Consider the following 26633-nt stretch of genomic DNA (forward strand, 5'->3'; position numbering starts at 1 on the left):
GCCTTAACCTACAACCAGGTTAAGCAGTTTGCCAGGGACATAAATCACTTTACGAACCGTGACGCCGTCCAGATATTTCGCGACCAGCGGTTCCTGTGCAGCGCGTTCGCGAACCTGTTCTTCGCTTGCGTCAGCAGCAACGGTGATTTTACCACGTACTTTACCGTTAACCTGAACAACGACCAGCTTGGAATCTTCAACCATTGCGCTTTCATCTGCAACCGGCCACGGCGCCGTATCGACGTCGCCTTCACCTTGCAGTGCCTGCCACAGCGTGAAGCAGACGTGCGGCGTGAACGGATACAGCATACGAACGACGGCCAGCAGCGTTTCCTGCGTCAGCGCGCGATCTTGATCGCTATCCTGCGGCGCTTTTGCCAGCTTGTTCATCAGTTCCATGATGGCAGCGATCGCGGTGTTGAAGGTCTGGCGACGGCCGATATCATCGGTCACTTTAGCGATCGTTTTGTGCAGATCGCGGCGCAGTGATTTCTGATCTTCCGTCAGTGTAGCGATATCCAGAGCTGTTACCGCACCTTTCTCTGTATGCTCGAAGGCTTGTCTCCAGACGCGTTTCAGGAAGCGGTTTGCGCCTTCTACGCCGGATTCCTGCCATTCCAGCGTCATTTCTGCCGGAGAAGCAAACATCATGAACAGACGAACGGTATCTGCACCGTATTTCTCTACCATGACCTGTGGGTCGATGCCGTTGTTTTTAGACTTCGACATTTTGCTCATGCCCGCGTAAACCACGTCACGGCCTTCGTTATCGACGGCTTTGACGATGCGTCCTTTCTCATCACGATCAACGGTCACGTCGGTCGGAGAAACCCAGATGCGCTCGCCGTTATTACCGAGATAATAGAAGGCATCAGCCAGCACCATGCCCTGACACAGCAGGCGTTTGGCGGGTTCATCAGACGTAACCAGACCCGCATCGCGCATCAGTTTGTGGAAGAAGCGGAAATACATCAGGTGCATGATGGCGTGTTCGATACCACCAACGTATTGGTCAACGGGCAGCCAGTAGTTGGCGGCAGCCGGATCCAGCATTCCCTGATCGTACTGCGGGCAGGTGTAGCGCGCGTAGTACCAGGATGATTCCATAAAGGTGTCGAATGTGTCGGTTTCACGCAGTGCTGGCTGACCGTTAACGGTCGTCTTCGCCCATTCAGGGTTCGATTTCAGCGGGCTGGTGATGCCGTCCATCACGACATCTTCCGGCAGGATTACCGGCAGTTGATCTTCTGGCGTTGGGACGACGGTGCCGTCTTCCAGCGTCACCATTGGGATTGGTGCGCCCCAGTAACGCTGACGGGAGACACCCCAATCGCGCAGGCGATAGTTGACTTTACGCTCGCCGATGCCTTTTTCTACCAGCTTATCGGCAATGGCGTTGAACCCGGCTTCGAAATCCAGACCGTCAAACTCACCAGAGTTGAACAGGCTACCTTTTTCCGTCATTGCTTGAGCAGACAGATCGGGCTCGCTGCCGTCGGCATTCAGAATAACCGGCTTGATGGACAGATCGTATTTGGTGGCAAATTCCCAGTCGCGCTGGTCGTGGCCCGGAACGGCCATGACTGCGCCTGTACCGTATTCCATCAGGACGAAGTTGGCGACCCAGATAGCGACTTTCTCACCGTTTAGCGGGTGAATCGCATACAGGCCAGTGGCCATGCCTTTTTTCTCCATCGTCGCCATATCGGCTTCGGCAACTTTGGTATTACGGCATTCTGCAATGAAATCGGCCAGCGCTGGGTTGGTTGCAGCTGCTTGTGCTGCAAGAGGGTGACCGGCGGCAACAGCAACGTAGGTCACGCCCATGAACGTATCCGGGCGCGTGGTGTAAACGCTCAGTTTCTCGTCACTGTCCGCCACATCAAAGGTGATTTCCACACCTTCAGAACGGCCGATCCAGTTACGTTGCATGGTTTTGACCTGCTCAGGCCAGCTTTCCAGCGTATCCAGATCGTTCAGCAGTTGGTCTGCGTAAGCGGTGATTTTGATAAACCACTGTGGAATTTCTTTGCGTTCGACTTTGGTATCGCAACGCCAGCAGCAGCCATCGATAACCTGTTCGTTCGCCAGTACGGTCTGGTCGTTTGGACACCAGTTAACGGCGGAGGTTTTTTTATAAACCAGGCCTTTCTCGTACAGCTTGGTGAAGAACCACTGTTCCCAGCGGTAGTAGTCTGGTTTACAGGTCGCGACTTCACGATCCCAGTCATAGCCAAAGCCCAGCAGTTTGAGCTGGTTTTTCATGTAGTCGATGTTGGCGTAGGTCCAGGGGGCCGGCGCGGTGTTGTTTTTAACCGCTGCGCCTTCTGCTGGCAGACCAAAGGCATCCCAACCGATCGGTTGCAGAACGTTTTTGCCCAGCATGCGCTGATAGCGGGAGATCACGTCGCCGATGGTGTAGTTACGGACGTGCCCCAGATGTAGTCGGCCAGAAGGGTAAGGCAGCATGGAAAGGCAATAGTATTTTTCCTTGCCGGGCTGTTCGGTGACTTTAAAGGTCTGCTTCTCTTGCCAGTGAAGCTGGACGTCCGCTTCTATCTCTTCTGGGCGGTATTGCTCTTGCATGGCTGCCAAGGGTCCTGTTTAGTGAAGAATCGCTACGTGAGTAGCCTCTTCCGATTCATAACAAAAGATCCGCATAGCATAGCCGTAAGCGGCGCGTGCAACAACACCCAGCGCCCGACTGAGGAATATTTCTGATCTGTGAGCGACATACTGCGAGGCGTTGCGCAAATTGGCGACAATTTATCAGGCGTACCGAAAAAATAATCTAAGATAGAGAGAGATAGGTAACGTATCGGTTTTGGCCAGATGTGCCAGACAGCGAATAGGCGTTCTTTATCACCCTTCAACCCGCTTAATTCAGGAGGAAGCATGAATAAACTAGCCCGCTATTATCGCGAGTTAATGGCTTCAGTGACGGCTCGGCTGAACAATGGTGAACGCGATCTCGACAGTCTGGTGCTGAGCGCCCGCAAAACTTTGCAGGAAAGTTCGGAGCTGACGCAAAAAGAAATAGAGCAGGTGATTCAGGCCGTTCAGCGCGATCTGGAAGAGTTTGCCCGCAGCTATAACGAAAGTCAGGATGAGTTTACCGACAGCGTCTTTATGCGAGTCATCAAGGAAAGTCTGTGGCAGGAACTGGCGGATATTACGGATAAAACGCAGTTGGAGTGGCGTGAGATTTTCAAAGATGTGAATCATCACGGGGTGTACCACAGCGGTGAAGTGGTGGGTCTCGGTAATCTGGTGTGTGAGAACTGCCATCACCATATTGCGTTCTACACGCCGGAGGTTTTGCCACTCTGCCCGAAATGCTCACATGACCTGTTCCACCGCCAACCGTTTCAGCCGTAGGGCTGTTGGGAGTATTGAGCGGTGGTAATGGATAGATCGTAAAGACGCTGCAAGTACATCCCTGTAAGCTCGAGCCGCGCCATCCCTGGCGCGGACGCTTTACTCTTCTATTCCATTACCACCGTTCTAGTCCTGCAAAGTAAGTCGCGGATATTAATGCAGGATTTTCGCCAGGAAGTCTTTCGCGCGTTCGGACTGTGGATTATTGAAGAAATCATCCTTGCGGGTGTCTTCAACGATTTTTCCCTCATCCATAAAAATCACGCGGTGCGCCACTTTACGGGCAAAGCCCATTTCATGCGTGACCACCATCATGGTCATGCCTTCCTGCGCCAATTCAACCATAACGTCCAGCACTTCGTTGATCATCTCTGGATCAAGTGCGGATGTCGGTTCGTCAAATAACATCGCGATAGGATCCATGCACAGCGCGCGGGCGATGGCGACACGCTGTTGCTGACCGCCGGAAAGCTGCCCTGGGAATTTGTTGGCGTGTGCTGACAGCCCAACGCGCTCCAGAAGCTTCTGTGCTTTGGCTTTGGCGTCTTCACGCTTACGTTTCAGCACTTTCACCTGCGCCAGCGTCAGGTTCTCGATAATCGACAGGTGTGGGAACAGTTCAAAGTGCTGGAACACCATCCCGACTTTGGAACGCAACTGAGCCAGATTGGTTTTTTTATCGTTAACGGCGGTGCCATTGACGGTAATTTCACCTTTTTGAATCGGTTCCAGACCGTTTACGGTTTTGATCAGGGTTGATTTGCCAGAGCCAGAAGGTCCGCAGACGACCACAACTTCACCTTTTTTTACTTCTGTGGAGCAGTCGGCTAGCACCTGAAATTGGCCGTACCATTTAGAAACATTTTTCAGGGAAATCATCAAACCGTCCTTTTTTTCAGGTAACTGACCAGCATTGAGGCAGTAATGCTGAAGAGAAAATAAATGAACCCGGCAAACAGGATCATTTCAACTTGTGTTCCGTCACGCTCGCCGATGGTTGAGGCGGTACGGAAGAAATCAGCGAGGCTGAGCACGTAAACCAGTGAGGTATCCTGGAACAGAACAATCCCCTGCGTCAGCAGCAATGGCACCATGGCGCGGAATGCCTGCGGCAGAATAATCAGCTTCATGGATTGCCAGTGCGTCATGCCTAATGCTAGCGCCGCGGAGGATTGACCACGTGACACGCTGAGAATACCTGCACGAATGATTTCCGAATAATAGGCTGCTTCGAACAGCGAGAAGGCTACCATAGCTGAAATCAGTCGAATATCGGTTTTCGGCGATAGCCCAAGCACATTTTGTAATAAGCTAGGAACCACCAGATAGAACCACAGCAGCACCATGACCAGTGGAACGGAGCGGAACAGGTTCACATACAGTTTGGCAAACCAACTAACGGCCTTTATCGGCGACAGGCGCATCACCGCCAGAATCGTGCCCCAGACAATCCCGAATACCACTGCTGTCAGCGTAATTTTGAGTGTGACGACCATCCCCTGAATCAGGTACGGCATGCTTGGCCCAATTGAGCTCCAGTCAAATTCATGCATGATTTATTTGCTCCCCATATTGCCCGGCAAACGGGTTTTTCGCTCAACGACCTGCATAATCAACATAATGATGGCATTGATGCCAACGTACGCCAGCGTGATAGCGGTAAAGGATTCATATGCGTGGGCGGAGTAGTCCAGCAGTTTCCCTGCCTGTGCCGCCATATCCACCAGACCAATCGTGGACGCGATAGCTGAGTTTTTTACCAGATTCAGCATCTCTGACGTCAGCGGCGGAACAATCACGCGATACGCATTCGGCAGTAATACATAGCGGTAGGTTTGCGGCAGTGTCAGGCCCATTGCCAGACCCGCAGCTTTTTGTCCGCGTGGTAAAGACTGAATCCCCGCACGAACCTGCTCACAAACGCGTGCTGCGGTGAAGAGCCCCAGACAAATCATCGATGACAGGAAGAATTGAATATTCGGGTCTAACTCGGCTTTAAACCACATTCCGATGTTGACGGGAAGCAGTTCAGGAACCACCAGATACCAGGTAAAGAACTGGACAATCAGTGGGACGTTGCGAAATAGTTCGACGTAGCAGGTGCCAATACCCGCAAGAAAACGATTTGGGACGGTACGCAGGATTCCAAATAAAGAACCAATGAGAAAGGCGATAATCCAGGCACAGATAGATAATGTCACAGTGACTTGCAGACCGGACAAAATCCACCCGAGGTAGGTTGTGTTGCCGAAGGGGGCGGCTTGTAGAAATATGCCCCAGTTCCAATCTATTGACATAACGAACTCCGGTAAAAAAAGGGTAGCGAAGCTACCCTGAAGATTGATGAGCGGCCATATTCCCGTTCTGTTTCAAACTACAGGCGTATTGTTTATTTTCCTGTTTATCGAAATTTCTCGGGCAACATGTGATGGGGAACGACCATCACATGCCTGTCTGTCCTGCCACGAATCAGCAATCAGAGGGCAGATAGCTCTGCCCTTATTCTCATTATTAATTAGTTTAGTGCTTTGTCATTTGGCGCTTTGAACAGCGCTTTCATTTCGTCTGACAGTGCAAAGTTCAGGTTAAGATCTTTTGGTGGGATCGGTTGTTTGAACCAGCGATCGAACCATTTTTCAGCTTCACCGGAGGTTTGAACTTCAGCGATGGTGTCATCAACCAGTTTCTTGAATTGTGGATCGTCTTTACGCAGCATACAGCCGTAAGCTTCTTCAGACTGTGCTTTGCCGACGATATCCCACTGATCGGCGTTTTTCGCTTTCGCACGTTCGCCCGCCAGCAGTGCATCATCCATCATAAAGGCGACAGCACGGCCGCTTTCCAGCGTACGGAAGGAGTCACCGTGGTCTTTCGCACTGATGATACGCATCTTCAGCTGTTTTTCTTCATTCAGCTTGTTCAGCAGAACTTCAGAGGTGGTGCCGGAAGTCACGACGACGGTTTTACCCGCCAGATCTGGGAAGTCTTTTACGCCGGAATCTTTTTTGGTTAACAGACGTGTACCAACCACGAAAATGGTGTTAGAGAACGCGGCTTGTTTCTGTCGTTCCAGGTTGTTAGTCGTTGAACCACATTCAAGATCAAAGGTACCGTTCTGCAACAGCGGGATGCGATTCTGAGAGGTGATAGGGAGTAACTTGACCTGCAGGTTAGGCGCATCCAGTTTTTTCTTAATCGCTTCGACAATTTTGTCAGAGTAGGCTTGAGAGTAGCCGACCACTTTTTGCGTGTTGTCATAGTAAGAAAAAGGCACGGACGATTCGCGGTGTCCAATGACGATCACGCCATTATCTTTGACCTTTTTCAATGTACCGGCCAGATCTTCAGCCTGAGCTACGCTGGCGGCGGTGCCAAGCAGAAGCAGTGATAATGCCAGTTTACGCATTTGCATGTTCTAACTCCTTTGCTGTCGTTATATACCCGTCATCTTCAAGTTAACATTGTCTTCAAGCTAACATCGTATTGCTGTATCACTCATAAGGCTTTGCGGCTTCTCTGTGATAACGCTGCACCGTTAAAGCGCGAAGTTACTGTCTATACAGTTAAAAAGTAGCTGATTGTAAATAGATTGAAATAGAAATGTTTGTTTTTTGCGATATCCGCCGCACCAAATAACAGCAATGTCAGAGGGTGGCACCAATTCGGTGCATTGCTTGCCCCAATAGAGCGCTTTACGTCGGCGTAATATCCAAAAAAATACAGAAACAACCCTTTACAGGGTAATAAGAGGCAAATACCGTGCCATAAATAAAAAAAGGCATGCAAAAGCATGCCCTTAGGGAAGTGAGGAGGGGCCAGTTATCGGCGACGCAAGCCGAAGAAACCGGCAACAATGCCGCCCAGTAGCGTAATGATCCAGAGCGGCCAGGAACCGAAGCGCGCATAAGGCGTTATCCCGGTTGCCGGCACAACCTGCGTGTCCAGCACCGCACGCGTAAACTGCGGCAGACTGGCGCTGACATTGCCATCAGGGGTAATCACCGCTGTGACGCCGTTATTAGTGCTACGAACCAGCGGACGCCCTAATTCCAGCGCGCGCATGCGTGCCATCTGGAAGTGTTGCCACGGGCCGATTGAATGGCCAAACCAGGCATCGTTCGAAATGGTCAGTAGCATATCGGTGTCTGGCCGGAAGTTATCACGCAGCTGTTGGCCTAAGATAATTTCATAACAAATAGCGGCGTTGAGCTTGAAGCCATGAACAGAAAGCTGTGGCTGAACGTAGTCTCCCCGGCTAAATGACGACATCGGGAGATCGAAGAACGGCGCGAGTGGGCGTAACAACGTTTCCAGAGGGACAAATTCGCCAAAAGGTACCAGATGGTTTTTGTTGTAACGGTTCGTTGTGGGGTAGTGATAAGGATCTTTGTCGCCCAAAACGATCACCGAGTTATAAAAATCGGTTTTATTACCTTCACGCCGGATATCGACGATACCTGTAATCAGGCTGCTATTACGGCTACGCAGGATATCGTCAATCTGCTTCAGATAGGCACCCTGACGGCTTTCAATATCGGGAATCGCCGTTTCTGGCCAGATAACGATGGGGGCCTTGTCCATATAGGGCAGGCTGTTATCCAGATAGATTTTCAGCGTGTTCAACAGCTCATCTTGTTCCCACTTCATGGCCTGTGGGATGTTGCCCTGTACCAGTGCGACATTGACGGCACGTTCAGGTTGCAGGGTATACCACTGCACGTTGCGCAGCGGCCATGATAAAACGAAAACGCCGATGGCAATGGCTGCCGGTGCGATTTTTCGTTGGTTGATGGCATAAACGAGTAGCCCGCTTAGGCTCATCAATAGGAAGGTAATGGTGTCGATACCCAGAATAGGCGCGATACCTTTGAGCGGGCCGTCAATTTGGCTGTAGCCGAATTGCAACCACGGAAAACCGGTGAGCACCCAGCCGCGTAGAAATTCGGTTAACTGCCAGAGCACGGGGGCGGCAAACGCCAGACGCCACAGCGTTGTTTTCGGCCACAGGCGTGAGAGCAAGGCAGAAAACAGCAGAGGGTAGAGCGACAAATAGGCGGCGAGCAGAATGACCAGCGCAATATTGACAGGGCCCGGCATTCCGCCAAACTGCGCGATGCTGACGTAAACCCAGTTAACGCCGCTACCGAACAGACCCAATCCCCAGCAAAATCCTATCCAGGCTGACTGACGACTCGTACGGTTGAGCGTCAGTGCCTGTAAACCCATGAGCGAGATAATTGCCGCAGGCCAGAAATCAAAGGGAGAAAATGCCAGCGTGCCACAGGCACCAAATAAGAGCGCCAGCAGGGCTTTAACCTGCTGGCGTTGTAGAAAAGAAGCGACAACCATTGCCAAATTATTCTTCCAATTTTGGTTGAGGGGCATTGTCAGGGATTCTGACATGAACCTGAATAATACGGCGGCTGTCCGCCATCGCAACTTTAAACAGGTAACCTTCTATGTCGATGGTTTCACCACGGGCAGGAAGATGGCCGAAAGACTGCATAACTAAGCCGCCAATGGTATCGACTTCGTCATCGCTGAACCGTGTACCGAAAGCCTCGTTAAAATCTTCGATATCGGTTAAAGCTCGAACGGTGTAGGTCTGGCGATTAAGCTGACGAATATCTCTGTCTTCTTCATCGTCGTATTCGTCTTCAATTTCGCCGACAATCAGCTCAAGAATATCTTCAATCGTGACCAGGCCGGATACGCCACCAAATTCATCGATGACAATCGCCATGTGATAGCGCAGCGAGCGGAACTCATTCAGCATTCTATCAACGCGTTTACTTTCCGGCACAACCACGGCGGAACGCAGAACTTTATCCATACTGAAGGGCTCGGAATCGCTGCGCATAAACGGCAGCAAATCCTTCGCCATCAGGATGCCTTCAATGTGGTCTTTATCTTCGCTAATCACGGGGAAGCGAGAGTGGGCGGATTCGATAATCACGTCCAGACACTCTTCCAGCGTTTGATCGCGCTTGAGCGTAATCATCTGCGAGCGAGGGATCATGATGTCGCGTACACGCTGGTCGGCGATATCCATGACGCCTTCGAGCATATCTCGCGTTTCAGGATCGATCAGGTCATTCTGTTCGGAATCACGAATCAGAGTGAGTAAACCGTTACGATCTTTTGGCTCGCCGTGAAAAAGCTGATTAAGAATAAGAGAAAAGAAGCCCTTTTTGGGACTGGGTGCATCGCTGTTTTGAGAATGGTCGTCGCTCATGCGTTTTAATTAACATCACTCTTGTTAAGGGATTATTGCCAGCCGTTGGAATCGACACAGCGGCCAGATTAGGATTAGTACCCGATATCTTCCCGATCTCGGGTTATACAAAATGTATTTCTATTTATTCGGTGAGGCCATCTTTTTCTGCAAGGTAAGGATCGGCATAGCCCATACTTTGCATAATCTCGGTTTCCAGCGCTTCCATTTCTTCGGCTTCGCTGTCTTCGATATGGTCATACCCTAGCAGATGCAGGCTACCATGGACAACCATGTGCGCCCAGTGCTCTTCTACGGTTTTTTCCTGCTCTGCGGCTTCACGCTCGACAACCTGACGGCAGATGATTAAATCGCCAAGCAAAGGAAGCTCAACCTCAGGCGGTGCCTCGAAAGGAAACGATAGCACGTTGGTCGGTTTGTCTTTCCCGCGATAGGTGTTATTCAAGTCGCGGCTCTCTGCCTCATCCACGATACGGATCGTGACTTCAGAGACTTCCTGAAACTGCGGCAGAACGCCTTCCAGCCAGCGCTGAAAGTTTTTTTCTTCCGGTAACCCTTGGGCTTGCTCGCTGGCGATTTGTAAATCCAGAATCACCTGACTCATTTTTGCTCCTGATCTGATGCCGTAGCCTGTGCTTCACGCTTACGCTGTTCTGCTAAGGCGTCTTTACGTTTCTGTTCGGCATTTTCCCACGCTTCATAGGCATTCACAATCCGCGCGACCACTGGATGGCGCACCACATCTTCGCTGTGGAAAAAGTTAAAGCTGATCTCTTCCACATCGGCCAGCACTTCTATTGCGTGGCGTAAGCCGGATTTCAGATTCTTCGGCAGGTCGATCTGCGTGACGTCACCGGTAATGACCGCTTTTGAGTTGAACCCGATGCGTGTCAGGAACATCTTCATCTGTTCAATGGTGGTGTTCTGGCTTTCATCCAGAATGATAAAAGCATCGTTCAGCGTTCGGCCACGCATGTAAGCCAGTGGCGCAACTTCAATCACGTTGCGTTCGATGAGCTTCTCGACGCGCTCAAAGCCCAGCATTTCAAACAGGGCATCATAAAGCGGGCGCAGATAAGGATCGACTTTCTGGCTCAGATCGCCGGGCAGGAAGCCCAGCTTCTCACCAGCTTCGACCGCTGGGCGCGTTAACAGAATACGGCGAATATCCTGACGCTCCAATGCATCCACGGCGGCAGCGACGGCTAAGTAGGTTTTCCCCGTTCCTGCAGGGCCAACGCCGAACGTGATGTCGTGATCGAGGATATTGGCAACATACTGAGCCTGATTTGGCGTGCGCGGTTTGATTACGCCGCGTTTGGTGCGGATATTGACCACTTTGCCATAGTCAGGAACGTGTTCCGCAGACTGTTCCAGCACGCGAGATTCTTTAATCGCCAGGTGAATTTGCTCAGGATCGATATCACCGATGACGCCACGTACTGGGGCCGTATCGACATACAGACGTTGCAGGATATCGGCGGCAGCTTGCGTCAGCAGGTTTTTTCCAACCAATTTGAATTGATTATCCCGGCGATTGATCTCGATACCTAAACGACGCTCTAACTGTTTAATATTGTCATCAAACGGACCGCAAAGGCTGAGCAGACGCTGGTTATCCGCAGGTTCAAGGGCAATTTCTTTTGTCGTTACGTTCAAATTATTCCTCTTGAGCGTTACTGTGCTGGCGCTATTTCTGCCCGCACAAAATGAACAGTTGTCAGACGGCCTGATGTATCCGCCATATGAATGAATTATTCATCGTGAATGCCCGATGGTGCAAGTCACAATCATGATATTGGGATGCTGCCTCGCAAAAGCAAATGTAAGCGGCATGCAATTGAAGTGGATAGCCTGCCATAAAAAACGCAGGAGCGTTTTTCAACGTTGCATCGCAGCAACGGCCCGAAGGGGGGCAGACTGGGATAGTCTGCCATAAAAAATGGGTGGCAAAGCCACCCATCATCGCGCAGAGGCTGGAATAAGTGTCAGTTACGGCTGATAGAACCCGACACCGATCTCATTCTCTTTGCGGGTACGCGCAATCACGGAAGAGGGGGATTCATGTACGCGCAGATCCATTTGATCTTCGGTACGCACCACGATGCCGCGCAGCGAGTTGGTATAAACATCAACGATTTCCACATCGACGAATTTACCGATCATATCCGGCGTGCCTTCGAAGTTGACGACACGGTTGTTTTCCGTGCGGCCAGACAGTTCCATCACGCTCTTACGCGAGGTGCCTTCCACCAGAATACGCTGGACGGTACCCAACATAAGGCGGCTAAACCGCATTGCCTGCTGGGTGATGCGCTCTTGCAGAAGATACAGACGCTGTTTTTTCTCTTCTTCCGGCACGTCATCGACCATGTCCGCAGCCGGTGTTCCCGGACGGGCGGAGTAGACGAAGCTGTAGCTCATATCGAAATTCACATCGGTAATCAGCTTCATCGTTTGTTCAAAGTCAGCCTGCGTTTCACCAGGGAAACCGACGATAAAGTCAGAACTGATCAGAATGCCTGGACGCGCGTTGTGCAGCTTACGGATGATGGCTTTGTATTCCAGCGCGGTATGGCGGCGTTTCATCATCGTCAGCACGCGGTCAGAGCCGCTTTGTACTGGCAAATGCAGGAAGCTGACCAGTTCCGGCGTATCTTCATAGACGCTGATAATATCGTCTGTGAATTCAATCGGATGGCTGGTGGTGAAGCGAACACGGTCGATCCCGTCAATAGCGGCAACCAGACGCAGCAGCTCAGCAAAGGAGCAGATTTCACCGTCATAGGTTTCGCCGCGGTAGGCGTTGACGTTCTGTCCTAAAAGGTTAACTTCACGCACGCCTTGTGCGGCCAGTTGAGCGATTTCGAACAACACATCATCGCACGGGCGGCTGACTTCTTCGCCGCGGGTATAAGGCACAACGCAGAATGTACAATATTTATTACAGCCTTCCATGATGGAGACGAAGGCCGTTGGCCCATCGGCGCGTGGTTCTGGCAGGCGGTCGAATTTTTCGATTTCAGGGAAACTGATATCCACGATGGGGCTACGAGTGCCCTGAACGTGATTAATCATTTCCGGCAGGCGGTGTAAGGTTTGCGGGCCAAAAATAACGTCAACGTAGTGCGCACGTTCACGAATATGCGCGCCTTCCTGTGAGGCGACACAGCCACCAACACCAATAATCAGGTTCGGATTGAGATCTTTCAGCGTTTTCCAACGGCCAAGTTGATGGAAGACCTTTTCCTGCGCCTTTTCACGGATCGAGCAGGTATTGAGCAGCAGGACATCGGCTTCTTCAGCGATTTCAGTTAGCTCATAGCCGTGCGTACTTCCCAGTAAATCAGCCATCTTTGATGAATCGTACTCATTCATCTGACAGCCCCAGGTTTTAATATGCAGTTTTTTTATCATCGACTTACCATTACTCAGTGCGGATAAGAAAGATTCCCCTCATTTGGGGTGGGTATTGTAATCGCTCGCCGACGTTGTGACCAGCGCCGGAAACCTCGCTGGTTTGATAACCCCTTACTTTCTATAAAAATGCGGCTTTTCTGAAAAGTTACCCGCAAATCCAGTACACTATTTTCATGCATTTTTACTGGTGTGAATAAACCAGAACCAGAGAGGATAAAGCCAATATGCATTACGATGCGATTGTGGTTGGCGGTGGCATGGTCGGCGCGGCCGCGGCGCTTGGGCTGGCACAGCAAGGATTTCAGGTTGCAGTGGTTGAGCAGGACATGCCGATACCGTTTGATGCCGCCAGTCCACCTGATTTACGGATCTCGGCGATTGGCTATGCGTCGGTTGCGCTATTGAAAGAACTGGGCGCATGGCAGCGGGTGCAGCAGATGCGCAGCGCGCCTTATCGCCGCCTGGAAACCTGGGAATGGGCGAATGCCAGAGTCGTTTTTGATGCTGCTGACATTCACCTGCCCGAACTGGGTTTTATGGTGGAAAACCGCGTGCTGCAATTGGCGCTCTGGGACAGTTTGCAGGAAGAGGAACGCTGTCACTGTTATTGCCTGGCTACGCCACAGAACCTGCAACGCACCGATGATGGCTGGTGCTTACAGCTTGCCGAGGGGCAGCAACTGACGGCTGCGCTGGTGGTGGGAGCTGATGGCGCGAATTCTCAGGTTCGCCAGTGGGCGGGGATTGGTATCAACGGCTGGCAGTACCGTCAGTCTTGTATGTTGATCGGCGTTGAGACCTCGCAACCCCAGCAGGATGTGACCTGGCAGCAGTTCACGCCGAGCGGCCCGCGTGCATTTTTACCGCTGTTTGATCAGTGGGGATCGCTGGTGTGGTATGACAGCCCGCAGCGTATTCGTCAGCTTCAGGCGATGCCGCTTGCACAGTTGGATAAAGAAATTGCGGCTGCGTTTCCTGAACGATTGGGCGCGGTTAAGGCGCTCTCTGCGGGATCATTCCCGTTGGTTAGACGCCATGCGCAAACCTATATCAAGCCAGGCTTGGTGCTATTGGGTGATGCCGCGCATACCATCAATCCGCTGGCGGGGCAGGGGGTGAATCTGGGATATCGCGACGTTGAGGCGCTACTGGATGTGTTAATTAATGCGCGTAATGCAGGGGAAGAATGGGCTTCTGAGCGCGTGTTACGCCGCTATCAGTGCCGCCGTATGCCGGATAATCTGATGATGCAAAGCGGGATGGATCTCTTCTATAACGCGTTCAGTAATGCGCTACCACCGCTGAGCTTTGCTCGCAATATGGCGCTGATGGTCGCGCAGCGCGCTGGCGTGTTAAAACAGCGCGCATTGAAATATGCCATTGGTGTCTGATGAGTAATGAGGACGCCGCCCGCTACAGCACAGGCTCGGCGGTGAAGATAATATCGGTGTCCTCATTAGTTGTTGCCATAAAGCGAACATGTCCTATCTGCCTAACGCCTTTACCTGAGGCCTGACTATCCTGAAGCAGGCCGAACATCATCTCGGTCATTTCAGGGCTTTCGAGACTATTTTCACCTGACAACGCCCCGCCCAATAGTGCAGAAAACGCGGCAGTAACGATTTGCAGATTCTGTCTTGTTGCATCGGGGGATTCTGACGCGGCGTTGAGTATCACAAGTCCATTAAGCTGTTGGCTTTTACTCTCTACCGACCCAATTAACCCGACGTGCTCATTAAAAATGTGCTGAAAATCATCGACGGACGTTCCCTTTTCCAACTTAACGGTCAATTCTAGAGGGATATTGAGTTTCTTCAGATTGGCATTCATCCGGTCAGCGAACGTTTGCGAAGACATCTTAAAAGAAGGGACGCTAGCAGCATCAGTCGGTGTGATGAAACAAAACAGCAACGCCACGCTGAGTAGCAGTTTGCCTAACTGCGCACGTATCACGGATTGCCGCAATTGGCTGAAACCATGAATAACAGAGGATGTCGATAAAACCTTCATGCCCGCCCTTTTGAGAAAATCGAATGATTGGTTTGCATATGTTAGCACCGGATGATGTTAATACCAGACATAACAAAACGGGGCGACATCTTTCGACTGTCGCCCCGTTTCTTTGCTGTTTTACCAGCTTTATTTGGCTGGGGTACGAGGATTCGAACCTCGGAATGCCGGAATCAGAATCCGGTGCCTTACCGCTTGGCGATACCCCAAAAATATGGTGGCTACGACGGGAATCGAACCTGTGACCCCAGCATTATGAGTGCTGTGCTCTAACCAGCTGAGCTACGTAGCCAAATGTACTGCTAATGTTACTTCACTTCAACAAATCTTCTACTATCAAGTAGATGGCTGGGGTACCTGGATTCGAACCAGGGAATGCTGGTATCAAAAACCAGTGCCTTACCGCTTGGCGATACCCCAACAGGACAACGAATTTTTCAGCATATGTTTTGAAATGGCTGGGGTACCTGGATTCGAACCAGGGAATGCCGGTATCAAAAACCGGTGCCTTACCGCTTGGCGATACCCCAATCACTACAAAACACTAACAAGCTTCGAAAAGCGATGCCAGACCGAGAAGATGATATGGTGCGGGAGGCGAGACTTGAACTCGCACACCTTGCGGCGCCAGAACCTAAATCTGGTGCGTCTACCAATTTCGCCACTCCCGCAAAAAAGATGGTGGCTACGACGGGAATCGAACCTGTGACCCCAGCATTATGAGTGCTGTGCTCTAACCAGCTGAGCTACGTAGCCATCTTTTCCGCGTCACCTTCATCGGCGTTGCGGGGCGCATTATGCGTAGTTGGCCTAATTGCGTCAACTAGTTTTTTCCCGAAAAGTGCCGTCAATGTATCGTTTGTTTGGGTTGTGAACAGTATGGTGAGAAAAACGCCAAAAAGCACACATTCCCAAGCAATTAAGCGTACAAAAACGGGCCATAAAAGGCCCGTTGACTGAAGAAGTTAAATCGAATTATTTGTAGGCTGACTGGTGTACGCCAACCGCGCGGCCTGATGGATCATCCAGTTTCTTGAAAGATTCATCCCACTCAATCGCTTTAGCAGACGAACAGGCGACTGATGGGCCACCTGGTACGCATTCTGCTGCGCTTGGAACCGGGAACAGCTCTTCGAAGATTTCACGGTACAGGTAGCCTTCTTTGGAGCCCGGCGTGTTGTACGGGAAGCGGAAGCGTGCTGTTTCTAACTGTTGATCGGTAACCTGCTGAGCCGCCACTTCTTTCAGTGTGTCGATCCAGCTGTAGCCCACGCCGTCAGAGAACTGCTCTTTCTGACGCCATGCAACGCTGTGCGGTAGGTAGGATTCAAAGCATTCGCGCAGGATGTGTTTTTCCATCTTGCCGTTGCCACACATTTTGTCGCGCGGGTTGATGCGCATCGCGACATCGAGGAAGTTTTTGTCCAGGAACGGTACGCGAGCTTCCACGCCCCAGGCTGACATTGCTTTGTTCGCGCGGGCGCAGTCGTACTGGTGCAGTGCCAGCAGCTTACGCACAGTTTCTTCATGCAATTCTTTGGCGTTTGGCGCTTTATGGAAGTAGAGGTAGCCGCCGAACACTTCGTCAGAGCCTTCGCCAGATAGCACCATCTTGATGCCCATCGCTTTGATTTTACGGGACATCAGGTACATCGGCGTTGAGGCACGAATCGTGGTGACGTCATAGGTTTCGATGTGATAAATCACATCGCGAATCGCATCCAGCCCTTCCTGCACGGTGAAGTGAATTTCGTGGTGCACGGTACCTAAATGGTTAGCGACTTCCTGCGCGGCTTTCAAATCCGGTGCACCTTCCAAACCGACGGCGAAAGAGTGCAACTGAGGCCACCAGGCTTCACTGCGCGCGTCATCTTCTACGCGACGTGCCGCATATTTTTTGGTGATCGCAGAGATAACGGAGGAATCCAGGCCGCCAGAGAGCAATACGCCGTAGGGCACGTCAGACATCAGGTGGCTTTTCACGGCTTCTTCCAGCGCATCGTGCAGCGCTTCTTTATCCGTTTCGTTGTCTTTTACTGCATCGTAATCAAACCAGTCACGCTGGTAATACTCGCGAATTTCGCCGTCTTTGCTCCACAGGTAACTGCCAGCCGGGAATTCTTTGATGGTGCGGCAAACCGGCACCAGCGCTTTCATTTCAGAAGCGACGTAGAGATTGCCGTGCTCATCGTAACCCATATACAGCGGGATGATGCCGAGGTGGTCACGGCCAATCAGGTAGGCGTCTTTTTCGCTGTCATACAGGGCAAAGGCGAACATGCCGCGCAGTTCATCCAGGAATTCCGGGCCTTTTTCCTGATACAGCGCCAGAATCACTTCGCAGTCAGAGCCAGTCTGGAACGCGTAACGGTCACCGTATTGCTGACGCAATGCCTGATGGTTATAAATTTCACCGTTAACGGCCAGAATGTGGGTGCGCTCGGCGTTGTAAAGCGGCTGTGCGCCCGTGTTGACGTCAACGATAGACAGACGTTCGTGAGCCAGAATCGCTTTGTCGCTGGCATAAACGCCGGACCAGTCTGGCCCGCGGTGACGCATCAAACGGGATAACTCCAGCGCTTTCTTACGCAGTTCAACAGGATCGCTTTTCAGATCAAGCACACCAAAAATAGAACACATACATGACTCCCAGTAATGACAGATTCGAACTCAGTGCCATTGATTTAGCATCAAAGTGCCATAGTAATTCAATATTATTTAATGAAAAAAGCTATCGACGTGGTGTTTCGTTAATTTATTCGGTTTTTTGGTGGTGATTCGTCAAATTCATAGAAGGGAAAGGCCGGATTTTTAGGGATTACATAATCCGGCCAGAAAGGGAATCAGGCGTTTTCGAGCAATTGCTGTAGCAACACGCCATTTAGCATCGCCCGTTTGACTAAGGCGAACGCGCTGATAGCGGAAAGATGGTTGAGGCTGGAGATCTCAATCGGCAGGTTATGACGAAATTCTTTCAACACCTGCGCGTTGATGCAGCGTTGGATCGCAGGAAGCAGCGTTTTTTCCGCTTCGGTGATTTCACCGGCAATCACCACTTTCTGAGGATTGAACAGGTTGATTGCGATGGACAGCGCTTTGCCAAGATTGAGCCCGGCCTGTTCGATGACTTCACGGGCGAGGGCATCACCGCGGTTTGCTGCTTTGCAAATCGCAGAAATCGTACAGTTATCGGTAGAAAGCTTGCTGGGGTAGCCCTGACCCAGCAGGTGTTGTACGCGTTGTTCAATGGCGGCGTTGGCGACGACGGTTTCCAGACAGCCAAAATTGCCGCAGTGGCAGCGATCGCCAAGTGGATCGATCTGAATATGGCCGATCTCGCCCACGTTGCCGTTACTGCCGAGAAAAATTTGCCCGTTGACGAGAATACCCGCGCCTGTGCCGCGATGGACGCGTACCAGAATAGAATCCAGTGAGTCGTGGGTGGCACCGAAATAGTGTTCTGCCAGCGCCAGGCTGCGGATGTCGTGTCCGACAAAGCTGGTAACGTTGAAGTAACGTTGCAGATTTTCGACCAGTTGCCAGTTATTCACGCTGATATGTGGCATATAGCGGACGATGCCCGCAACCGGATCAACCAGCCCCGGCAGCACAACCGAGATCGCAATGAGCTCGCGAATACGGCGCTGATGGCTGGCGATAAAGCCGCTGATAACGTGAAAGAGCGCGGCTTCTAGCGCCTCCTGCGTTTTTTCTTGCAGATCGTAGTGCGCTTCCTCCAGCGCTTTTCCCTGCAAATCGTACAGCGCAATGGTGACGTCATAGCGACCAAGGCGTACCGCTATGGTGTGGAAAGGGCGGTTTTCGGTGATAATCGAAATGGCGCGTCTGCCGCCGGTGGAGGCTTGTTGATCGACTTCTTTGATGAGCCCACGTTCCAGAAGCTGGCGGGTGATTTTGGTAACGCTGGCGGGGGCAAGCTGGCTCTCTTCTGCTATCTGAATGCGTGAGATCGGACCCTGTTGGTCAATCAGGCGGTAAACCACCGCACTGTTTAATTGCTTAACCAGATCGACATTCCCTATCTGCGCTTGTCCGCCTGTGGTCATTAAGAAGTTACTCGCTTAGGTTTAACTCAACGTGGGGTAAACCTTATCTCAGTTTACCCCAACGTATATCCGCTTTACCCCAAGGCGTTTCTCGTTTTATCCCCAAACAGGATTACCGTTAACAAACGTCTTGAGAATGTGATAGTCACGGTCAAAGACGGTCAGGTTGGCCACTTTACCGCTTTCAATACTGCCTAACTGCTTATCTATGCCGATGGCACGGGCGGGATAGAGCGTTGCCATCCGAATCGCTTCATCCAGCACGATGCCCGCGTGTTCGACGCTATTACGTACGGCTTCGATCATGGTCAGTGCAGAACCGCTCAGGGTGCCGTGTTCATCGACACAAATACCATCACGGTAGTATATGGTTTTACCAGCAAAAATGAACTGGTCAATATCCGCACCGGCCGGTGCCGTGGCGTCGGTAACCAGCACCAGCTTATCGCCTTTGATACGTTTACTGTTGCGAATATTGGCCCAGTCAACGTGTCGTCCATCCGCGATAATACCGCAATAGACTTCTGGGGCGTCGTAAATCGCACCGACCAATCCGGGTTCGCGACCAGTCAGATACGGCATGGCGTTGAACAGGTGGGTAGCGAAACGAATACCCGCAGCAAAACCCAGCTTAGCCTGTTCCCAGGTGGCGTTGGAATGCCCCGCGGACACGATAATGCCCGCAGTCGTTAGCTGACGGATAACCGACGGTTCGACTTCTTCCGGTGCCAGCGTGACTTTCGTAATGGCATCCGCGTTGGCGCACAGGAAGTCGACGAGCTCCTGCGTGGGTTTGCGAATAAAGGCAGGGTCATGCGTGCCTTTCTTGAGTACATTCAGCCACGGACCTTCGAGATGCAGCCCAAGCGCCTGATGCTTATTCTGCGCTAGCCAGTCTCTCATCACATCGATGCTGTGCTTCATAAATGCATCGCTGGAGGTAATCAGCGTAGGTAAAAAACTGGTACAGCCTGAACGCTCGTTTGCCTGCTGCATGATCTCCAGCGTCTTGACGGAGATCGTGTCCAGCGAGTCGTTGAACTGCACGCCGCCGCAGCCGTTCAACTGGAGATCGATAAAACCCGGGGCGAGGAAAGCACCGCTCAGGTCGTGTTGTTCAATGCCGGCAGGAAGCTCGGCAAGTGGGCAGACTCGCTCGATCAGCCCATCGGCAATCACGACCGCGTGATTGTCCAGAATTTGGTGGCCGGTGAAGATCCGGCTAGGGGTTAACGCGTACATCATCGACTCCCGCATTGGTTAGAGGTTTTTCATACTTTCCGTTTCTAATTCACGGAAGTATTTAACGGTTTTTACCTTCAGCTCCATTGTTGAAGGCTCGTCACAAACCATGATGGCTTTGGCGTGAAGTTGCAGACAGCTGATGGTCCACATATGGTTAACGTTGCCTTCTACCGCAGCCTGTAGCGCCTGCGCCTTGTTGCGACCGGTCACCAGAATCATCACTTCTTCGGCATCCAGCAGCGTGCCGACGCCCACGGTCAGGGCAAATTTAGGCACCAGACTGACGTCCCCGCCGAAGAAACGGGAGTTGGCGATACGGGTTTCTTCTGTCAGCGTTTTGATGCGGGTACGGGAAGCCAGAGAGGAAGCGGGTTCATTGAAGGCGATATGTCCATCATTGCCCACGCCGCCCATGAAAAGATGAATTTTCCCGTAGGACTTTATTTTCTCTTCATAACGGCGACATTCTGCTGTGGTGTCTTCTGCGTTGCCGTTCAACAGGTTAATGTTTTCACGCGGAATATCAACGTGATTGAAGAAATTCTGGTGCATGAAGGTATGATAGCTTTCTGGATGTTCGGTTGGCAGGCCAACATATTCATCCATATTGAAGGTGATGACGTGTTTGAAGCTCACCAGTCCCGCTTTGTGCATGGCGACCAGCGATTTGTAAGCCTCCAGCGGTGAGCTGCCTGTCGGCAATCCCAGAATAAAAGGGCGCTCTGCACTGGGCTTGAAAGCGTTAATTTTCTCAACGATGTGGCGGGCGGCCCATTTTCCGACGTCGGCGGCGGTGGTTAAAGGAATGAGTCTCATCGGCGCTCTCCTGATTTTTTAGTGGAATTAAATACGTTATTGCGCAAATCGCGCCAGTTGCGCGTTTTGTCTATGCATTAAAATTAGTCTACTCCGTTTTTTTTAATCTTGAAATAAGTTGGGGTTTTATTCAGGTATAAACTTTTTGTATGCAGTTTTTTGGTGATTTTTATCACATAATTACGGGGTTTAATTTGTGTGGCGAATTATTTTTCTTACACTCCCCCTAAGAACCACCGCTGCCACGTTTTTTCGACAGCGGCGTTCTTCGGCAGTGAAATTTATTGGCAGGTTTGTTTGCCCCACAACATTTCATTACCTCGCAAAGGTAAGAGAGGGAAAAGTGAGTACTCTGAGCTATTTACAAAAAGTCGGTCGGGCATTGATGGTGCCTGTCGCGACGCTGCCTGCTGCCGCTATCCTGATGGGGATAGGCTACTGGATTGATCCGGTTGGCTGGGGAAGCGAGAACGCGTTGGCGGCACTCCTCATCAAATCGGGTGAGGCGATTATCGGGCACATGGCTGTGCTGTTTGCCGTTGGTGTCGCGTACGGTATGTCGAAAGATAAAGATGGTGCGGCAGCATTGACCGGCTTTGTCGGTTATCTGGTGCTGACCACGCTGTGTTCACCAGCCGTTGTTGCCATGATCCAACGGATCCCTGTTGAACAGGTGCCCGCGGCGTTTGGCAAGATTGAAAACCAGTTCATCGGGATTCTGGTCGGTGTCATGTCCGCCGAACTGTATAACCGCTTTAGTCAGGTTGAGTTGCCTAAGGCGCTGTCGTTCTTCAGTGGACGCCGGTTAGTCCCGATTCTGGTTTCTTTCCTGATGATTCTGGTGGCGTTCATTTTAATGTACGTCTGGCCAGTGATTTACAATGCGCTGGTGTCGTTTGGTGAACACATTCAACAGCTGGGTTCGGTTGGCGCTGGGGTTTATGCCTTCTTTAACCGTTTGCTGATTCCTGTTGGATTGCACCATGCGCTGAATTCCGTGTTCTGGTTTGATGTCGCGGGTATCAACGATATTCCTAACTTCCTGGCCGGCCAACAGTCTATCGACTCTGGCAAAGCTGTGGTGGGGATCACCGGACGTTATCAGGCGGGCTTCTTCCCGATTATGATGTTCGGCCTGCCGGGCGCTGCGCTGGCGATTTACCACTGCGCGCGCCCTGAGAACAAAAGCAAAGTGGCTGGGATTATGCTGGCGGCGGCATTTGCCTCCTTCTTTACCGGGATCACCGAGCCGCTGGAATTCTCCTTCATGTTTGTTGCACCGGTGCTGTATTTCCTGCATGCGTTGCTGACTGGTTTTTCCGTCTTTATCGCGGCCAGCATGCATTGGATTGCTGGTTTTGGTTTCAGTGCGGGTCTGGTCGATATGGTGCTGTCCTCACGTAACCCGTTGGCTACTCAGTGGTACATGCTGCTTGCTCAGGGGCTGGTATTCTTCGTTATTTACTATGTGGTGTTCCGCTTTACCATCACTCGCTTCAATCTGTTAACGCCAGGGCGTGAACTGGCTGTGAGCGGTAGCGAAGCCGATGGCTATGACGTGAGTACTGCGTCTGCGGGCGATAAATCAAGCGATACAGCAGCGTTGGCGCGGGGCTATTTGCAGGCGCTTGGTGGAAAAGCCAATCTGACGGGTATTGATGCCTGTATCACACGTCTGCGTTTGAACGTGGCTGATTCCTCACTGGTTGATGATGCACAGGCAAAACGTCTTGGTGCGGCGGGCGTTATTCGTCTGAATAAGCAGAGTGTACAGATTGTGGTGGGTACGCAGGCTGAATTGATCGCGACCGCGCTGAAAGCGGAGTATGACAAGATATAGTATGGCAAGGCGTAATATGGCGGTGTTAATCGTTTAACGCTGTGTTATATCGATGAAATGAATGGGGCGAGATAGCAATCTCGCCCTTTTTTTTCGTTATGAATAATTAAATGAAACTAACGGTTGTTTCCCAGCGTAGCTTGTTGGATCATTGTCGGTTATACGTCGTTTTAGCATTGAGGAATGAAGAATGAGTGAGGCTGAAGCCCGCCCAACCAACTTTATCCGTCAGATTATCGATGAAGATCTGGCGTCCGGTAAGCATGATCATATTCAGACGCGTTTCCCGCCAGAGCCGAACGGCTATCTGCATATTGGGCATGCAAAGTCTATTTGCCTGAATTTTGGTATCGCGCGTGACTATCAGGGGCAATGCAACCTGCGTTTTGACGATACTAATCCGGTAAAAGAAGACATCGAATACGTTGAGTCGATCAAACGTGACGTCGAGTGGCTGGGGTTTTCATGGAGCGGCGACGTTCGCTATTCTTCTGATTATTTCGCTCAACTGCACGCTTATGCGGTTGAGCTGATCGGTAAAGGGCTGGCTTACGTTGATGAACTGACGCCTGAGCAGATTCGCGAATACCGCGGTACGCTGACGGCACCGGGCAAAAACAGCCCATACCGCGATCGTACCGTGCAGGAAAACCTGTCGCTGTTTGAAAAAATGCGTAACGGTGGATTTGCGGAAGGTACAGCCTGTCTGCGTGCAAAAATCGATATGGCATCGTCCTTTATCGTGATGCGCGATCCGGTGTTGTATCGCATTAAATTTGCTGATCATCACCAGACGGGCAACAAGTGGTGCATCTACCCGATGTATGACTTCACCCACTGCATTTCCGATGCGCTGGAAGGGATCACACATTCGCTGTGTACGCTGGAATTCCAGGATAACCGCCGTCTGTATGACTGGGTGCTGGATAACATCACCATTCCTTGCCATCCGCGTCAGTACGAGTTCTCCCGTCTGAATCTCGAATACGCGATTATGTCCAAGCGTAAGCTGAATCAGTTGGTGGTGGAAAACGTCGTTGAAGGATGGGACGATCCGCGTATGCCGACCATCTCTGGTCTGCGTCGTCGTGGTTATAGCTCAGCCTCTATCCGTGAATTCTGTGTGCGCATCGGCGTAACGAAGCAGGACAACAACGTGGAAATGGCCGCGCTTGAGTCTTGCATCCGTGACGATCTGAATGAGAACGCTCCACGTGCCATGGCGGTGCTGGATCCGGTCAAAGTCGTGATCGAGAATCTGTCAGCCGAGCACGAAGAGTTTGTCGCGATGCCAAACCATCCGAACAAGCCAGAAATGGGTTCACGTCAGGTCGCATTCAGTCGCGAAGTTTACATCGATCGTGCTGACTTCCGTGAAGAAGCCAACAAACAGTACAAGCGTCTGGTGCTGGGTAAAGAAGTGCGCCTGCGTAATGCTTATGTGATCAAAGCAGAGCGCATTGAGAAAGACGAGCAGGGCGTTATCACTACGATTTACTGTAGCTATGATGCGGAAACGCTGAGCAAAGATCCGGCTGACGGCCGTAAAGTGAAAGGCGTTATCCACTGGGTTTCTGCGGCACACGCGGTACCAGCTGAATTCCGCTTGTACGATCGCCTGTTCAGTGTGGCTAATCCGGGTGCGGCAGAAGACTTCCTGTCGACGATTAATCCAGATTCACTGAAAATTACGCAAGGTTTTGTGGAAGCGAGCCTGGCGCAGGTAGAAGTAGAGAAAGCGTATCAGTTTGAGCGCGAAGGTTATTTCTGTGCTGACCGTGTTTACTCCAGTGCAGAACATCTGGTGTTTAACCGTACGGTTGGACTACGCGATACCTGGGTAGGCTAAGGCCACCAGTAAGAAGACAAAAATAAAACCGCCTAGGCGGTTTTATTTTTTCATGCGGTCGATTTATCGTGTGGAATCGTGCAGGGTTTCATCCTCTCGGCAATCCCCTTCACTGCAATGCCCAAAGAGATACAGACTGTGGTTGGACAGTTTGATGCCGTGTCTTTCTGCGATCTCGCGCTGACGTGCTTCGATATATTCATCGCGGAATTCAATGACTTTGCCACAGTCGAGGCAAATTAAGTGATCGTGATGATGCTGCTGCGTCAATTCAAAGACGGATTTGCCACCTTCGAAGTTATGACGGGTTACGATACCCGCATCATCAAACTGGTTGAGTACGCGATAGACGGTAGCAAGACCAATCTCTTCGCCCATATCAATCAGTTTCTTATATAAATCTTCCGCACTGACGTGATGGCAGACAGGGTCCTGTAACACTTCCAGTATTTTCAGTCTTGGAAGAGTGACTTTCAGGCCGGCCTTCTTTAATGCGGTATTGTTGTCAGTCATGCGGGTTTAATCCTGTTGCTTACTTATCAATGGAGGCTGCCTAGCCTATGACATCGGTCGGCTCAAAAAATGCAAAAGCGTCTCAATTATAGAACCGCGCATACAAAATGAAAACAAGCGAATGTTAACAATATTGTCCCCATTCACACTATTGGTATACAACGCAATTCGTTGTTGATGAATGAGGAAATGATGATGCACATACAAAGCCGATGGGATTATTGTACAGGTTTACTGATAGAAGTTAAAAAAATGTATCAATTATTATGAAAGGTTTTACCTATCAATGCTGTTTTGGCTCTGATAGGGATTATCAGAGCCAAAATGGCTTAACCAACCAGTTCTTTCAGGTTCAGCTCATCACTGATCTGTTTCACCCACGTTGTTACGCGTTCGCTGGTCAGTTCAGGCTGACGGTCTTCATCGATAGCCAAGCCGATGAAGTGATTGTCGTCGGCGAGTCCTTTAGAGGCTTCAAAGTAATAGCCCTCTGTTGGCCAGTGACCGACAATCGTCGCGCCGCGCGGCTCAATAATGTCACGGATGGTGCCCATGGCATCACAGAAGTATTCTGCATAGTCTTCCTGGTCGCCGCAGCCAAACAGGGCAACCAATTTTCCTGTGAAATCCACTTCTTCCAGCGACGGGAAGAAGTCATCCCAATCGCACTGCGCTTCACCGTAATACCAGGTTGGAATACCGAGCAGCAGAATATCGAAACCTTCGAGGTCTTCTTTGCTGCTTTTGGCGATGTCATGAACATCAGCGACGTTGGTGCCTAACTGCTGTTGAATCGTTTTGGCGATGTTTTCTGTGTTGCCAGTATCACTGCCAAAGAATATTCCGATGAGTGCCATGAATTGAATAACCTCTTGATTCCTAATGGTATGGTGTAATATTTCACCCACTTATCTGTTAATAATAACAGACACTCACATCGGGAGAAACTCGTATCGGTAAGGATGCGTAAATCAAGAGTGTGTGAAATGCGAGGTAAGTAAGAAAACGAAACGTATCTCTGCTTGATGCTAAATTCCCCATAATGAATAGGGATTATGTTATTGTCTGAGACTCAGTACACATTCCCTTAATAGCGTTATGGTTATTTATTTGTAACGGCGTTTCATTTTTTATGAATGTATTTTTTATTTTATGGTTTGTTTCTATTGTAATTAAAAGCAGGCTTTTGTTTGTGAAGAATAAAAATAACGTAACGGTACATTGTTATTCGTGGGAATTAAAATACGCACAAAAGATAAT

21 protein-coding genes and 6 tRNA genes are annotated in these 26633 nt (G+C 50.9%); 4 read left to right on the forward strand and 23 right to left on the reverse strand.

The features are described 5' to 3' along the window. Window positions 1-3: 3 nt before the first annotated feature. On the reverse strand, window positions 4-2586 hold the full coding sequence (gene leuS, locus LOZ86_RS06480; protein WP_230242972.1) for a leucine--tRNA ligase: 2583 nt from the start codon (window positions 2584-2586) through the stop codon (window positions 4-6). A gap of 309 nt (window positions 2587-2895) precedes the next feature. Between leuS and LOZ86_RS06485 the strand changes: the two genes are divergently transcribed. Then, window positions 2896-3378 (forward strand): zinc ribbon-containing protein, encoded by a 483-nt coding sequence (locus LOZ86_RS06485; RefSeq protein ID WP_010298779.1) that lies wholly within the window; start codon window positions 2896-2898, stop codon window positions 3376-3378. Between the two features lie 153 nt (window positions 3379-3531). Here the strand turns inward: LOZ86_RS06485 and LOZ86_RS06490 are convergent, their stop codons facing one another. The 9 genes from LOZ86_RS06490 to miaB all read right to left on the reverse strand — a co-directional run bounded on the left by LOZ86_RS06490 (window position 3532) and on the right by miaB (window position 13030). Next, entirely contained in the window at window positions 3532-4257 is a 726-nt protein-coding gene (locus LOZ86_RS06490) for an amino acid ABC transporter ATP-binding protein (RefSeq protein ID WP_039482825.1), read from the reverse strand. Next, entirely contained in the window at window positions 4257-4931 is a 675-nt protein-coding gene (gene gltK / locus LOZ86_RS06495; RefSeq protein ID WP_039482823.1) for a glutamate/aspartate ABC transporter permease GltK, read from the reverse strand. The genes LOZ86_RS06490 and gltK overlap by 1 nt, the downstream gene beginning before the upstream one ends. A gap of 3 nt (window positions 4932-4934) precedes the next feature. Continuing rightward, window positions 4935-5675: an amino acid ABC transporter permease gene (locus tag LOZ86_RS06500; protein ID WP_010285409.1), complete on the reverse strand. Its 741-nt coding sequence runs from the start codon at window positions 5673-5675 to the stop codon at window positions 4935-4937. 218 nt (window positions 5676-5893) lie between these two features. Further along, complete coding sequence (locus LOZ86_RS06505; protein ID WP_039482821.1) at window positions 5894-6790, reverse strand: amino acid ABC transporter substrate-binding protein; 897 nt, start codon at window positions 6788-6790, stop codon at window positions 5894-5896. 407 nt (window positions 6791-7197) lie between these two features. Then, window positions 7198-8727, reverse strand: coding sequence for an apolipoprotein N-acyltransferase (gene lnt / locus LOZ86_RS06510; protein WP_039482818.1), 1530 nt, complete (start codon window positions 8725-8727; stop codon window positions 7198-7200). A 7-nt stretch (window positions 8728-8734) separates the two neighbouring features. Next, window positions 8735-9613 carry a CNNM family magnesium/cobalt transport protein CorC gene (gene corC, locus LOZ86_RS06515; protein ID WP_010298789.1) on the reverse strand — a complete coding sequence of 293 codons (879 nt, stop codon included), beginning with the start codon at window positions 9611-9613 and terminating at the stop codon, window positions 8735-8737. 124 nt (window positions 9614-9737) lie between these two features. After that, window positions 9738-10217: an rRNA maturation RNase YbeY gene (gene ybeY / locus LOZ86_RS06520; RefSeq protein ID WP_039482815.1), complete on the reverse strand. Its 480-nt coding sequence runs from the start codon at window positions 10215-10217 to the stop codon at window positions 9738-9740. Further along, window positions 10214-11272: a PhoH family protein gene (locus tag LOZ86_RS06525; RefSeq protein ID WP_039482812.1), complete on the reverse strand. Its 1059-nt coding sequence runs from the start codon at window positions 11270-11272 to the stop codon at window positions 10214-10216. The genes ybeY and LOZ86_RS06525 overlap by 4 nt, the downstream gene beginning before the upstream one ends. Window positions 11273-11605: 333 nt before the next feature. Continuing rightward, the gene (miaB, locus tag LOZ86_RS06530; RefSeq protein ID WP_039482809.1) at window positions 11606-13030 is read right to left on the reverse strand and encodes a tRNA (N6-isopentenyl adenosine(37)-C2)-methylthiotransferase MiaB; all 1425 of its coding nucleotides are present in this window, start codon (window positions 13028-13030) and stop codon (window positions 11606-11608) included. A 227-nt stretch (window positions 13031-13257) separates the two neighbouring features. On the opposite strand from miaB, the gene ubiF reads away from it, so the two are divergent. Continuing rightward, window positions 13258-14424, forward strand: a complete 1167-nt coding sequence (ubiF, locus tag LOZ86_RS06535; RefSeq protein ID WP_230242973.1) for a 3-demethoxyubiquinol 3-hydroxylase — start codon at window positions 13258-13260, stop codon at window positions 14422-14424. Between the two features lie 22 nt (window positions 14425-14446). Here the strand turns inward: ubiF and LOZ86_RS06540 are convergent, their stop codons facing one another. From LOZ86_RS06540 to nagB, 11 genes are all read right to left on the reverse strand, one after another. Continuing rightward, window positions 14447-15043, reverse strand: coding sequence for a hypothetical protein (locus LOZ86_RS06540; RefSeq protein ID WP_039482805.1), 597 nt, complete (start codon window positions 15041-15043; stop codon window positions 14447-14449). Window positions 15044-15177: 134 nt separating this feature from the next. Next, window positions 15178-15252 (reverse strand) — tRNA-Gln (locus LOZ86_RS06545). Between the two features lie 6 nt (window positions 15253-15258). Then, a tRNA-Met gene (locus LOZ86_RS06550) sits at window positions 15259-15335 on the reverse strand. A gap of 53 nt (window positions 15336-15388) precedes the next feature. Beyond that, a tRNA-Gln gene (locus LOZ86_RS06555) sits at window positions 15389-15463 on the reverse strand. A 35-nt stretch (window positions 15464-15498) separates the two neighbouring features. Further along, window positions 15499-15573: transfer RNA gene (locus tag LOZ86_RS06560), tRNA-Gln, on the reverse strand. Between the two features lie 56 nt (window positions 15574-15629). Continuing rightward, window positions 15630-15714: transfer RNA gene (locus tag LOZ86_RS06565), tRNA-Leu, on the reverse strand. Window positions 15715-15722: 8 nt separating this feature from the next. Continuing rightward, window positions 15723-15799 (reverse strand) — tRNA-Met (locus LOZ86_RS06570). Window positions 15800-16018: 219 nt separating this feature from the next. Then, window positions 16019-17683, reverse strand: coding sequence for an asparagine synthase B (gene asnB / locus LOZ86_RS06575; protein WP_039482803.1), 1665 nt, complete (start codon window positions 17681-17683; stop codon window positions 16019-16021). A 203-nt stretch (window positions 17684-17886) separates the two neighbouring features. Beyond that, a complete protein-coding gene (nagC, locus tag LOZ86_RS06580; RefSeq protein ID WP_039482800.1) occupies window positions 17887-19110 on the reverse strand; it encodes a DNA-binding transcriptional regulator NagC in 1224 nt (407 codons plus the stop codon). Window positions 19111-19206: 96 nt separating this feature from the next. Continuing rightward, the gene (gene nagA / locus LOZ86_RS06585; protein ID WP_230243153.1) at window positions 19207-20352 is read right to left on the reverse strand and encodes an N-acetylglucosamine-6-phosphate deacetylase; all 1146 of its coding nucleotides are present in this window, start codon (window positions 20350-20352) and stop codon (window positions 19207-19209) included. 18 nt (window positions 20353-20370) lie between these two features. Further along, window positions 20371-21171, reverse strand: coding sequence for a glucosamine-6-phosphate deaminase (gene nagB, locus LOZ86_RS06590; protein WP_039482795.1), 801 nt, complete (start codon window positions 21169-21171; stop codon window positions 20371-20373). A 343-nt stretch (window positions 21172-21514) separates the two neighbouring features. Between nagB and nagE the strand changes: the two genes are divergently transcribed. Both nagE and glnS read left to right on the forward strand, forming a co-directional pair. Then, window positions 21515-23011 (forward strand): N-acetylglucosamine-specific PTS transporter subunit IIBC, encoded by a 1497-nt coding sequence (nagE, locus tag LOZ86_RS06595; protein WP_230242974.1) that lies wholly within the window; start codon window positions 21515-21517, stop codon window positions 23009-23011. 190 nt (window positions 23012-23201) lie between these two features. Further along, entirely contained in the window at window positions 23202-24860 is a 1659-nt protein-coding gene (gene glnS, locus LOZ86_RS06600) for a glutamine--tRNA ligase (RefSeq protein ID WP_039482790.1), read from the forward strand. Between the two features lie 63 nt (window positions 24861-24923). Here glnS and fur read toward each other — a convergent pair whose 3' ends face one another. Both fur and fldA read right to left on the reverse strand, forming a co-directional pair. Further along, window positions 24924-25373: a ferric iron uptake transcriptional regulator gene (gene fur / locus LOZ86_RS06605; protein ID WP_230242976.1), complete on the reverse strand. Its 450-nt coding sequence runs from the start codon at window positions 25371-25373 to the stop codon at window positions 24924-24926. 329 nt (window positions 25374-25702) lie between these two features. Continuing rightward, window positions 25703-26230, reverse strand: coding sequence for a flavodoxin FldA (gene fldA / locus LOZ86_RS06610; RefSeq protein WP_010285453.1), 528 nt, complete (start codon window positions 26228-26230; stop codon window positions 25703-25705). Window positions 26231-26633: the final 403 nt, after the last annotated feature.

This window comes from Pectobacterium parvum, assembly GCF_020971565.1.
Classification (GTDB): Bacteria; Pseudomonadota; Gammaproteobacteria; order Enterobacterales; family Enterobacteriaceae; genus Pectobacterium; species Pectobacterium polare.

Bases quoted from the DNA above. Each gene is read 5' to 3' on its own strand.
- nagC (WP_039482800.1), bottom strand. From the start codon at position 19,110: ATGACCACAGGCGGACAAGCGCAGATAGGGAATGTCGATCTGGTTAAG.
- LOZ86_RS06540 (WP_039482805.1), bottom strand. From the start codon at position 15,043: ATGAAGGTTTTATCGACATCCTCTGTTATTCATGGTTTCAGCCAATTG.
- fldA (WP_010285453.1), bottom strand. From the start codon at position 26,230: ATGGCACTCATCGGAATATTCTTTGGCAGTGATACTGGCAACACAGAA.
- ybeY (WP_039482815.1), bottom strand. From the start codon at position 10,217: ATGAGTCAGGTGATTCTGGATTTACAAATCGCCAGCGAGCAAGCCCAA.
- gltK (WP_039482823.1), bottom strand. From the start codon at position 4,931: ATGCATGAATTTGACTGGAGCTCAATTGGGCCAAGCATGCCGTACCTG.
- glnS (WP_039482790.1), top strand. From the start codon at position 23,202: ATGAGTGAGGCTGAAGCCCGCCCAACCAACTTTATCCGTCAGATTATC.
- corC (WP_010298789.1), bottom strand. From the start codon at position 9,613: ATGAGCGACGACCATTCTCAAAACAGCGATGCACCCAGTCCCAAAAAG.
- lnt (WP_039482818.1), bottom strand. From the start codon at position 8,727: ATGGTTGTCGCTTCTTTTCTACAACGCCAGCAGGTTAAAGCCCTGCTG.
- ubiF (WP_230242973.1), top strand. From the start codon at position 13,258: ATGCATTACGATGCGATTGTGGTTGGCGGTGGCATGGTCGGCGCGGCC.
- nagA (WP_230243153.1), bottom strand. From the start codon at position 20,352: ATGTACGCGTTAACCCCTAGCCGGATCTTCACCGGCCACCAAATTCTG.
- LOZ86_RS06485 (WP_010298779.1), top strand. From the start codon at position 2,896: ATGAATAAACTAGCCCGCTATTATCGCGAGTTAATGGCTTCAGTGACG.
- LOZ86_RS06490 (WP_039482825.1), bottom strand. From the start codon at position 4,257: ATGATTTCCCTGAAAAATGTTTCTAAATGGTACGGCCAATTTCAGGTG.
- miaB (WP_039482809.1), bottom strand. From the start codon at position 13,030: ATGATAAAAAAACTGCATATTAAAACCTGGGGCTGTCAGATGAATGAG.
- asnB (WP_039482803.1), bottom strand. From the start codon at position 17,683: ATGTGTTCTATTTTTGGTGTGCTTGATCTGAAAAGCGATCCTGTTGAA.
- leuS (WP_230242972.1), bottom strand. From the start codon at position 2,586: ATGCAAGAGCAATACCGCCCAGAAGAGATAGAAGCGGACGTCCAGCTT.
- fur (WP_230242976.1), bottom strand. From the start codon at position 25,373: ATGACTGACAACAATACCGCATTAAAGAAGGCCGGCCTGAAAGTCACT.
- nagB (WP_039482795.1), bottom strand. From the start codon at position 21,171: ATGAGACTCATTCCTTTAACCACCGCCGCCGACGTCGGAAAATGGGCC.
- LOZ86_RS06500 (WP_010285409.1), bottom strand. From the start codon at position 5,675: ATGTCAATAGATTGGAACTGGGGCATATTTCTACAAGCCGCCCCCTTC.
- LOZ86_RS06505 (WP_039482821.1), bottom strand. From the start codon at position 6,790: ATGCAAATGCGTAAACTGGCATTATCACTGCTTCTGCTTGGCACCGCC.